Origin of the sequence: Blautia sp. HCP3S3_B11, assembly GCF_052064435.1 — a bacterium.
GTDB lineage: Bacteria > Bacillota > Clostridia > Lachnospirales > Lachnospiraceae > Blautia_A.
Map to the genome: position 1 here is coordinate 154,841 of NZ_JBQHVP010000010.1, position 11,453 is coordinate 166,293.

An 11,453-nucleotide genomic window follows, 5' to 3' on the forward strand; every position below is an offset into this window, starting at 1 on the left:
AACATGATAAATAAAATCCAAAAATAGAACATGAAAACAAGGAGGTCATTACTATGGCGAAAAAAAGAAATATCATTGTTGGACAATCAGGAGGACCTACTGCAGTAATCAATTCCAGTCTTGCCGGAGTTTATAAGAATGCCATTGAACGTGGATTTGACAAAGTATATGGAATGCTTCATGGAATTCAGGGGCTGTTAGATGAACAGTATATTGACTTATCTACACAGATCCATTCAGAACTGGACATTGAATTATTGAAGAGAACCCCATCAGCATTTTTAGGTTCCTGTCGCTATAAACTTCCTGAAATTCATGAAGATAAAGCAATCTATGAGAAAATCTTTGAGATTCTGAATAAATTAGACATCTACGCATTTATCTATATCGGTGGAAATGATTCCATGGATACCATCAAGAAATTATCTGATTACGCGATTCTTACCGGACAGACACAGAAATTCCTCGGTGTTCCGAAAACAATCGACAATGACCTTGCTCTGACAGACCATACACCAGGATTCGGAAGCGCAGCTAAATATATCGGTGCTTCCACAAAAGAAGTAATCCGGGATGCGCAGGGACTTACTTATAAGAAAAATATGATCACGATCATGGAAATCATGGGACGCAATGCCGGATGGCTTACAGGTGCCACAGCCCTTGCGAAATCCGAAGACTGTGACGGACCGGATCTGATCTATCTTCCGGAAGTTCCTTTCGATGTTGATAAATTCCTTGCAAAGGTAAAAGACCTTCTGAATAAGAAATCATCTATCGTAATCGCAGTTTCAGAAGGAATCAAGCTGGCAGACGGCAGATACGTATGCGAACTTGGAAGTGTAGGTGATTATGTGGATGCATTTGGTCATAAGCAGCTTCAGGGAACAGCAACATATCTGGCAAACTTCCTGGCAGCAGAATGTGGTTGCAAGACAAGAGCAGTAGAACTTTCTACTTTACAGAGAAGTGCTTCCCACATGGCATCCAGAGTAGATATTGACGAAGCATTTATGGTTGGTGGTGCAGCAGTCAAAGCGGCTGACGAAGGAGATACAGGAAAGATGGTTGTTATCGATCGTGTTTCCGATGATCCATATATGGCAGCTACTGGTATTTATGATGTACACAGAATCGCAAACGAAGAAAAACTCGTTCCGAGAGAATGGATGAATAAAGATGCCACAAATGTAACGAAAGACTTTGTAGATTACATCAAACCACTGATCCAGGGAGACTATCAGCCTATCATGGTAAATGGTATGCCGAGACATCTGGTACTGAATCTGAAGAAGGGCAGAAAAAGATAAATAATTGAAAGTCAATCAGGCAGCGAAGCGCATATGTGTTTGGCTGCCTGGTTTTACGTTATCAGAATCTTGCCAGAATACAGAGGGCGAAAGATATCTGTTAATAAAATGAAAAAATTTTACAGATAAAAATACAGACCAGAATAAAGGACAGTAAAAACTTTGACAATAATAGAAATGACAAAATAAATCATATTATGCAGAATGTATAAAAAAAATGCCTGATTTTAGCAGATTAACCTTGACGAAATGACACAAACTCTATAAAATAATTATGTGCGTATAAGAAACATATTTAATATATTTACTTATGTGTGAAAGAAAGAACAATAATTAGGAGGAAAATGTAAAATGGCAAAATGGGTTTACATGTTTACAGAAGGTAACGCTACTATGAGAAACCTTCTGGGTGGTAAAGGTGCTAACCTTGCTGAAATGACAAACCTTGGTCTTCCTGTACCGCAGGGCTTCACAATCACAACAGAGGCTTGTACTCAGTACTATGAAGACGGAAGACAGATCAATGAAGAGATCATGGCTCAGATCATGGAAGCAATCACCAAAATGGAAGGAGTTACCGGAAAGAAATTCGGTGACAAAGAAAATCCTCTGCTTGTTTCCGTTCGTTCTGGTGCGAGAGCTTCTATGCCAGGTATGATGGATACTATCCTGAACCTTGGTTTAAACGAAGACGTTGTTAACGTACTTGCTGAAAAATCCGGCAATGCTCGTTGGGCATGGGACTGCTACAGAAGATTCATCCAGATGTACTCTGACGTAGTTATGGAAGTCGGAAAGAAATATTTCGAAGAACTTATCGATAAGATGAAAGCTGACAGAGGTGTTAAGCTGGACGTTGAACTTACAGCAGAAGACCTTCATGAGTTAGCAGAACAGTTCAAAGCTGAATATAAAGCAAAAATCGGTGCTGATTTCCCAACTGATCCTAAGGAACAGTTAATGGGTGCTATCAAAGCCGTATTCCGTTCATGGGACAACCCACGTGCAAATGTATATCGTCGTGACAACGATATCCCATATTCCTGGGGTACTGCAGTTAACGTACAGATGATGGCATTTGGTAACATGGGTGATGACTGTGGTACAGGTGTTGCCTTCACACGTGACCCTGCTACAGGAGCTAACGGTCTGTTTGGTGAATTCCTTACAAATGCACAGGGTGAAGACGTTGTTGCCGGTGTTCGTACACCTATGCACATTTCCGAAATGGAACAGAAATTCCCGGAAGCATTCGTACAGTTCAAACAGGTTTGCGAAACACTTGAGAAACACTACAGAGATATGCAGGATATGGAGTTTACTGTAGAGCATGGTAAACTGTATATGCTTCAGACACGTAATGGTAAGAGAACAGCTCAGGCTGCTTTAAAGATTGCTTGTGACCTTGTTGATGAGGGAATGAGAACAGAAGAAGAAGCTGTAGCTATGATCGACCCACGTAACCTTGATACTCTTCTTCACCCACAGTTTGATGCTGCTGCTCTTAAGGCTGCTACACCAATGGGCAAAGGCCTTGGCGCTTCTCCTGGAGCTGCTTGCGGTAAGATTGTATTCACAGCTGATGACGCTGTTGAATGGGCTGAAAGAGGAGAGAAAGTCGTACTTGTACGTCTTGAGACATCTCCTGAAGATATCACAGGTATGAAATCTGCTCAGGGTATCCTGACAGTTCGTGGTGGTATGACATCTCATGCAGCAGTTGTTGCCCGTGGTATGGGTGAGTGCTGTGTATCCGGATGCGGAGATATCGCTATGGACGAAGAAAACAAGAAATTCACACTTGCTGGCAAAGAATTCCACGAAGGAGATTTCATCTCTATCGATGGTACAACAGGTAACATCTATGACGGAATCATCCCGACAGTAGACGCTACTATCGCTGGTGAATTCGGACGCATCATGGCATGGGCTGACAAGTACAGAACAATGAAAGTTCGTACAAACGCAGATACTCCTGCAGATGCTAAGAAAGCTGTAGAGCTTGGTGCAGAAGGTATCGGTCTTTGCCGTACAGAGCATATGTTCTTCGGTGAGGGACGTATCGATGCATTCCGTGAAATGATCTGCTCCGAAACAGCAGAAGAGAGAGAGAAAGCACTTGAAAAAGTTCTTCCATATCAGCAGGATGACTTCAAAGGTCTCTTTGAAGTTCTGGAAGGTAACCCTGTTACTATCCGTTTCCTGGATCCGCCTCTTCATGAGTTCGTTCCTACAGATGAAGCTGACATCAAGAAACTTGCAGATGCTCAGGGCAAAACTGTAGAGCAGATTAAGACTATCATCGCTTCTCTTCATGAGTTCAACCCGATGATGGGACATCGTGGATGCCGTCTTGCTGTAACATATCCTGAAATTGCTAAGATGCAGACAACAGCAGTTATCCGCGCAGCAATCGAAGTTAAGAAAGCTCATCCGGACTGGACAATCAAACCGGAAATCATGATCCCACTTGTTGGCGATGTAAAAGAGCTTAAATATGTTAAGAAATTCGTAGTTGAGACAGCTGATGCTGAGATCAAAGCCGCTGGCTCTGACCTTCAGTATGAAGTTGGTACAATGATCGAGATCCCGAGAGCAGCTCTTACAGCTGATGAGATCGCTAAAGAAGCAGACTTCTTCTGCTTCGGTACAAACGACCTTACTCAGATGACATACGGCTTCTCCCGTGATGATGCAGGTAAATTCCTCAATGCATACTATGACGCTAAGATCTTCGAGAACGATCCATTTGCAAAACTGGATCAGGTTGGCGTTGGCAAGCTGATGAAGATGGCTATCGAACTCGGCAAACCGGTTAACCCGAACCTTCACGTAGGTATCTGCGGCGAGCATGGTGGAGATCCGTCTTCTGTAGAATTCTGCCATAAGATTGGTCTGAACTATGTATCCTGCTCACCATTCCGTGTACCGATCGCTCGTCTTGCAGCAGCACAGGCAGCTATCGCTGAGAAGAATGCATAATTAATATATTGTCAAGGGGGCAAAGCGAAATATCCTCTGATGGGGTAAAATAGCCAACCAGCCCCAAAGTGTCCAAACATAAAAATCGACCTTGGAGAATTGTAGAAATACAGTTCTTCGAGGTCTTTTTTGTTATATCAGAAAAACAGGCGGAAGTTCATTTCATACCTTGTGTGCGCAACTCGTGCCGGAATAAAGAATCTTGCTTATTTTAATTCTTCAATTTGCGATGCGACTAAAGAATAATCACTTCGTCCTGAATGGAAAAAAGGGCGCGTTCTGACATTACTCGAATCGAAAATGGTAGAAATGAAAAAAGGGAAAAAATATGGGAGTCTTTCTGCAATTTTTATGCAGGAGTCAAAAGATGTTCTTCCGCTCATTTCCTGTACATCGATTGAAGCGATTTTTCCAAGTGGAGATATCGATACAAGATATCTTCAGGCGAGATTTGGACTTGCCACAGTAGATTTGGTGCAGATTGCAAGTTCATTTTTAAGTTTTGCAGCTGAGCTTCTTCGTTACATAGAAAATCATTGGCGTATGATTGTGGATGATATTGAAAAAGGAACGATTAACAGTGAAATCCGAATGCCGGATGAAGTAAGGGAGAGCCTTACGAAAAAAATTGTGCCAATGCCAGAGAGAGCTGCCGAACTACGCGGGATATTCAAGGAAGGTTTTGATAAACCTTTTGCAACAAGGGTATGGAAAAACCTTGAAATGATTAGTGGTGTGGGTACTGGTGCATTTGAAATCTATGAGAAAAAATAAAAGGGCGTTATGTGGACGACAGTGTAAAATTTTACTTCTCCGGACTTAATTCCACAGAAGGATTATTTTCTGTTTCGCTTTCAATGGATGATAAGAAAAGTGCAATCGTTCCGGAGAGTATGTTTTATGAATTTCTTCAGGTGGATGCAAATGATGATTTCTCACAGATCGTAACACTGGATAAAGTAGAAATTGGAAAAGACTATGAAATCATTATGACGAATCTGAATGAATTGTATCGTTACCGTATGCGTGACTGCATCAGAATTATGGATAAGTATAATGAACTTCCGCTGATTCAGTTTCAGTATCGTTTAGATCAGGTCGCAGATATTATAGATGACCATACAGAAGAAGCTGACTTTACACAGACTGTGCTTGATACAGTTTCGCAGCTTGGACTGGATCTTGTCGATTGTTCAGTTTATCCTGACAGGGACGCTGATCTGCCAAGATATGTTTTTTTCCTGGAACTGGCTGATATTCCTGATGAAATGACAAAGGAGCAGATTCGTTCTGTATTACATAATAACCTTGAAAAATACTCTCCGGATATAGAATCATATCGTAAAAAAGGTATCGGCGCACCGACAGAACTTCATATTTTGCAGCCTGAAACCTATATGCTATATCAGGATATTATGATCTTAAAGGGACGAAATCCTGCACAGATTAAACCGGTTCATATTATTACAAATGAGTTTCATTACAGATTCTTTTCAAAATTGATTGAGGAAAAGTGGGAAAATCAGCATGAATGATAAACTTATTTCAAAATCGTTCAGTTCTATGATGACATTGATGATTTTTGCCGGAGTTGTCGCTATGTGCGGATCTGTCATTGACGGAGTGATTATCGGAAACTGTCTGTCTTCGGAATGTATGACAGCATTTGGCTATGCCTCGCCGGTTTTTATTTTTCTGGCGGCTGTTGGAGGTGTTTTCGCCAATGGCGGAAAGGCTCAGTGTGCAGTTCTTACGGGAAAGGGACATTATGAAGAGGCAAGGGAGAATTTTACCGGAGCTTTTTTGATGTCGGTAGCAGCTGGCATTCTGATTATGATCGTGTGCCTTTTGTCAGCCGAAAGTCTTGCCGCTTTTATGGGAGCTGAGGGTGCATTGATTTCGCTGACAGCTGAATATATCCTGGGGCTTGCGACAGGTGCCGTACCGATTATCCTTCTTCAGGTAATAACCGGATATCTTGGACTTGACGGTGCGGAGATATTTGGCTTTTTCGGGGCAATCATTATGTCAGTTGTTAATGTTTGCTTTGATCTTATGGTTGGCCTGGTATGGCATGGCGGACTTTTTGAAATGGCTCTTGTCACTTCTGTTAGTTATCTTGCCGCAGTTTTGATCCAATTACCGTATTTTAAGAGGACGAACAGGCTTTTTCGCCTTGTAAAATATAAATGTCAGATTGACAAAAGCTTTTCTCTCATATTGGCAGGCATGCCTAGTGCGGTCAGCCGTATATGTTATTGTGCAGCTGCAATCGTGTTAAATCATCTACTTACGTCTTGTGCCGGCGAAATGGCGGTATCCGCCTGTTCGGTAAGAAATACGCTGGGAAATTTTGTAGATGCCATCTTTATGGGAGTGACAGGTACAATTTCTATCTTCAGTGGTATGTTTTATGGTGAGCAAAACAGAAATGCCGTTCGTACTTCCTTTAAAACGGCATGCAAATATGGAATGCTTCTTGCGGGCGGATGTGGTTTGATCCTTTTCGTTTTTGCTCCGCAACTGGCAGAGTGTATTTTGAAAGCCGACAGTGAAACGCTGGCTGTTGCCGCAACCTGCCTTCGCTTTTTTGCAATTTCACTTCCGGGAGAAATATTTGCACAGATTTTACTGTATCAGTATCTCTCAATAGGAAAACCAGGACTTTCAAGTCTTATTTGTGTTTTACATAATTTTGTATTCCTCATTGTTCCGGCGTATATATTAAGTGCGTTTATGGGTTTGAATGGAATTTGATTTTCCTGGTTTGTAAGCGGTTTTTTGCCATTATTTGTTATGCTTCCTTTCCTGCATAAATACAGGGAGCAGAGCAGATGGGATATGTGGGCGGCGATTAATACAGATCTGGAAGATGCCATCATTGGAAATTATGAAATTTCTGTTGAAGGAAATCCGGAAGCTGTTATGCAAGCAACCCGGAAACTGCGTGGATTTTGTGAAAGTAAAAACCTTGATTATCGCAAATCATTTCGCATTTGTCTTGCGACAGAGGAAATTGCCGGAAATATTGTGGAACATGGGTTTGCAAATAAAAAGGGAAGATGTTTTATTGATATCCGGTTCACATTGAGCAAAAACGGGAGCGGCATTCTGTCATTTCGGGATAATGGGATAAAATTTAATCCACTGGAATATAAGAATAAAAATACACAATATGGAATTACCATTATACGGGGAATTACGGAAAAAGCAGAGTACCATTATGTTGCTTCTATGAATTGTCTGAATCTGACTAGTCAATCGGATATTCTCAATCCGCTTTCGCTACTTGCTCATAACCAAATAACTGCTTCGCAGTTTATCAGAAGGGGCTTGTACCCCTTCTGATACAAGCAAGTCCCCACCCACTGCTTATTGCTCTTCGCAATTGAAGCAGGGGACTTACTTGATTTGGTTAAATAGAGAGAAGCGTGTTACTGGGCACGGAGTGAACAGCAACAACAGAAACAGAAGAACGTTACTTTTGAAAAAAACAGGATTGACAAACAGCAAAAAATCGTTTATATTTAAGTACAGATTTGGTGTGTTACTGGACAGGCAGGCATTAACCGGTCATAAATGTTATTTTTTAATATTTATGGGGGTTAGTGCCTTTTTTTGATGTATTTTTTGTGGAAAATTCCGAATAATAAGTTGTCAGAAGGTTTTAATCTCCAGAGAAATCCGGCAGTTATCACGGATAACTATGCCAACACTATCAGGAAAAGGAGAACAAAGAAACATGAAAGACAAAATCTTTGGAGTTTTGCAGCGTGTAGGAAGATCCTTTATGCTTCCGATTGCAATCCTCCCTGTCGCAGGTCTGCTGCTTGGTATCGGCAGTTCCTTCACAAATGAGACAACCATCGCAACCTATGGATTACAGAAAATCCTTGGAAGTGGTACTTTACTTAATTCCCTTCTGATCATTATGAATAAGGTTGGAAGTGCGGTATTTGACAACCTGCCGCTGATCTTTGCGGTTGGCGTTGCCATAGGTATGGCAAAAAAAGAGAAAGAGGTTGCGGCTCTTTCAGCATTGATCGCATATTTCGTTATGAACGTAGCCATCAGCGCCATGCTTCTTATCAACGGTGAGATTACAGCTGACGGACAGATTGCAAAAGATGTACTGGAAGGAACCATTACTTCTGTATGTGGAATCCAGTCTTTACAGATGGGCGTATTCGGCGGTATCATTGTAGGACTTGGTGTTGCGGCACTTCACAATCGTTTTCATAAGATCGTACTTCCGAATGCATTGTCGTTCTTTGGCGGTTCCCGATTTGTGCCGATCATTTCCACAATCACATATATGTTTGTGGGAATCTTGATGTACTTTATCTGGCCGGTAGTTCAGAATGGTATTTACGCCCTTGGCGGGCTGGTAACAGGAAGCGGATACATTGGAACTCTTATTTTCGGTATTATCAAACGTGCACTGATTCCATTTGGACTTCACCATGTATTCTATATGCCTTTCTGGCAGACTGCTGTTGGCGGTACTATGGAAGTTGCGGGACAAATGGTACAGGGCGGACAGAATATCTTCTTTGCACAGCTTGCTGATTCTGCAAATGTAGCACATTTCAGTGCTGATGCGACCAGATATTTCTCCGGTGAGTTTATCTTTATGATCTTTGGTCTTCCGGGTGCGGCACTTGCGATGTATCGCTGTGCAAAGCCTGAGAAGAAAAAAGCAGCAGGCGGACTTCTTCTTTCAGTAGCCCTTGCATGTATGTTTACGGGCATTACAGAGCCTCTGGAATTCTCATTCCTGTTTGTAGCTCCGGCACTGTTTGTTGTACAGGTAATCCTGGCTGGTGCGGCTTACATGATCGCACATATGTTAAATATCGCAGTAGGACTTACCTTCTCCGGTGGATTCCTTGACTTGTTCCTGTTTGGTATTCTGCAGGGAAATGAAAAGACAAGCTGGCTGAGAATTATTCCGGTTGGTATTATTTATTTCATTCTGTACTATGTAATCTTTACATTTATGATCAAGAAGTTTGATTTCAAGACCCCGGGACGTGAGGATGATGATACAGAAACCAAGCTCTATACAAAAGCTGACGTAAACGCCAGAAAAGAAGCCGGAAAGACAGATAGTGCAACTGTAACAACTTCTAATGATCCGGTAAGCGAACTGATTACAATGGGACTTGGCGGAAAGAAAAATATCGTAGACGTTGACTGCTGTGCGACAAGACTTCGTGTCACAGTTGCAGAGCCGGAGAGAGTCAGTGATGATCTCCTCAAACAGACAGATTCCAGAGGAATCGTGAAAAAAGGACAGGGTGTGCAGGTCATTTATGGCCCTCATGTAACTGTTATCAAAGCAAAACTGGAAGAATATCTGGAAACTGCTCCGAATGAATTTGCAGCAGATACTGTTGAAAATGATACGGCAAATTCTGGAAATAATACAGCAGAAACTGCAAACGGATCTAACAGCAATGCAACTAAGAATCAGGCTGCAGGAACTGAAAATGAGAGCGATACAGCACAGACATCAGCACCTGTAAAAGAGGAAAAAATCAGAAAAACAGCCATCATTTACAGCCCGGTAAATGGTATCGCGGCAGATCTTTCCACCGCTCCGGATGAAGGATTTGCAGGAAAAATGATGGGTGACGGTGCAGTGGTAACACCGACAGAAGGAACTGTATATGCACCTGCAGACGGTGAAGTAGAGTTCATTTTTGACACCAAACACGCCATCGGATTCCAGACAGATTCCGGCATTCCAATGCTTCTTCACATGGGAATTGACACTGTGAAACTGGAAGGAAAAGGATTCGAAATTCTGGTAACAGAAGGTCAGAAAGTAAAGATGGGAGAACCGATGATGAAACTTGATTTAGAGTTCTTATCAGCCAATGCACCATCCCTTGTTTCCCCGATTCTTGACACCGAACCGGAAGACAACCAGAGAATCCGACTTCTCGCAAACGGTGAGATCAAAGCGGGTGAACCGTTGTTTGCGGTAGAAACACTGGAATAATAAGTATAGTTTTGAGAAAACTGAAGCAAACAGATGTCTTGCATTGAATGAAAATATCTGTTTACAGTAAATTAAGATACAGATTCAGTAAGTCAATCGGATATTCGCAGAACAAATAAAAAAACAGCCAGATAATCAGAGAATATAGAACATCTGAATTATCTGGCTGTTCTTTATATGCCGCAAAAACAAAAAATCAATTCCAATCGTTTTCGACCTCTTTTAATTTAGCTTTTAAGGTTTCTTCGAGTATAGTGAAAGCAGGAAGAAAAGTGTCGCGTATGAGAAGAATCATTTCATCAATTTCGTCCTCGTTATAAATATGAACGGATGTATTGCGCTTTTTTAACATGAGCAGCCACACGGATGAATCGCTTACAAAACCAACTTTATAACCTAATTGTAAAATTTCACGGGGGGAACCGGTAGAAGCCTCCTCTACGCCATGTAATTTTAATGTTTCCTGTAAAGCTTTCCATGCAAGTTCAAAGGTCAGATTAAACTGCCCGATAATACCTGTTCTGTATATTTCGTTGTTATCTGCAAGTTTGAAATCTGCACTTTTCAGTATAGCAAGGCAATTTGAAAAATTATCAAGCTTTTTCATAGAGCACGACACCATCCTTTTCGATTTCTTTTTTTAATTCTTCTGAAATAGTGGAATCAGCATCAATCACGTCAAACATTAAAAGAGAATGTACATTTTCTTTGATATCCCAGTAAAAAGAATCAAAATCTCCACCATATACGGCTATATCTATATCGCTTCTTTCAGTGTTGGTCCCTCTGGCACGCGAACCAAAGAGGACAACTTTTGTAACAGAGTGCTTTCTGGCAAATGAAGAAATCTCTCTTAAAACTCTTTCTGGAAGATTATGCTTCATGTCCTGTCACCTCCCGATTTTCTCTTAGAATAGCATATTTTATGATAATTAACAATCTTTTATAAGGAATCCATGACAGGAAAGTTAACCAGAAAAATAAAGTAAATGAAACAGACAGGTAGGATTCCTGATGAAAATATGGTACACTTATGCTTGTATAAGGTAAATCAAATAAATTTTGAATAACTGCGCGTCGCATTCTCGTTACTTTAGTGATGAGTTAGACGCGCAAATTTTTTATTAAAAGAAAGAACATATGTTTACTTCTGG

The 11,453-nt window shown here is 41.2% G+C and carries 8 protein-coding genes and 1 pseudogene; 7 read left to right on the top strand and 2 right to left on the bottom strand.

Annotated elements, in window-relative coordinates; all coding sequences use genetic code 11:
- Nucleotides 1–53 precede the first annotated feature (53 nt).
- From ACTNC0_RS09895 to ACTNC0_RS09925, 7 genes and pseudogenes are all read left to right on the top strand, one after another.
- Nucleotides 54–1,310, top strand: coding sequence for a 6-phosphofructokinase (locus ACTNC0_RS09895; protein WP_117677056.1), 1,257 nt, complete (start codon nucleotides 54–56; stop codon nucleotides 1,308–1,310).
- A 351-nt stretch (nucleotides 1,311–1,661) separates the two neighbouring features.
- Nucleotides 1,662–4,292 carry a pyruvate, phosphate dikinase gene (ppdK, locus tag ACTNC0_RS09900; protein WP_441087233.1) on the top strand — a complete coding sequence of 877 codons (2,631 nt, stop codon included), beginning with the start codon at nucleotides 1,662–1,664 and terminating at the stop codon, nucleotides 4,290–4,292.
- 267 nt (nucleotides 4,293–4,559) lie between these two features.
- A pseudogene (locus ACTNC0_RS09905) lies at nucleotides 4,560–5,066 on the top strand (GH3 family domain-containing protein); the annotation flags it as partial.
- Nucleotides 5,067–5,077: 11 nt separating this feature from the next.
- Nucleotides 5,078–5,827: a hypothetical protein gene (locus ACTNC0_RS09910; RefSeq protein ID WP_441087234.1), complete on the top strand. Its 750-nt coding sequence runs from the start codon at nucleotides 5,078–5,080 to the stop codon at nucleotides 5,825–5,827.
- On the top strand, nucleotides 5,820–7,049 hold the full coding sequence (locus tag ACTNC0_RS09915) for an MATE family efflux transporter (RefSeq protein WP_441087235.1): 1,230 nt from the start codon (nucleotides 5,820–5,822) through the stop codon (nucleotides 7,047–7,049). The genes ACTNC0_RS09910 and ACTNC0_RS09915 overlap by 8 nt, the downstream gene beginning before the upstream one ends.
- An 84-nt stretch (nucleotides 7,050–7,133) precedes the next feature.
- On the top strand, nucleotides 7,134–7,640 hold the full coding sequence (locus ACTNC0_RS09920) for an ATP-binding protein (protein ID WP_441087236.1): 507 nt from the start codon (nucleotides 7,134–7,136) through the stop codon (nucleotides 7,638–7,640).
- Nucleotides 7,641–8,034: 394 nt separating this feature from the next.
- A complete protein-coding gene (locus ACTNC0_RS09925) occupies nucleotides 8,035–10,299 on the top strand; it encodes a glucose PTS transporter subunit IIA (RefSeq protein WP_441087237.1) in 2,265 nt (754 codons plus the stop codon).
- 196 nt (nucleotides 10,300–10,495) lie between these two features.
- Here ACTNC0_RS09925 and ACTNC0_RS09930 read toward each other — a convergent pair whose 3' ends face one another.
- The gene (locus tag ACTNC0_RS09930) at nucleotides 10,496–10,906 is read right to left on the bottom strand and encodes an HI0074 family nucleotidyltransferase substrate-binding subunit (protein WP_441087238.1); all 411 of its coding nucleotides are present in this window, start codon (nucleotides 10,904–10,906) and stop codon (nucleotides 10,496–10,498) included.
- Entirely contained in the window at nucleotides 10,893–11,183 is a 291-nt protein-coding gene (locus tag ACTNC0_RS09935; protein ID WP_441087239.1) for a nucleotidyltransferase family protein, read from the bottom strand. Before ACTNC0_RS09935 ends, ACTNC0_RS09930 begins: the two co-directional genes overlap by 14 nt.
- Between the last annotated feature and the right edge of the window lie 270 nt (nucleotides 11,184–11,453).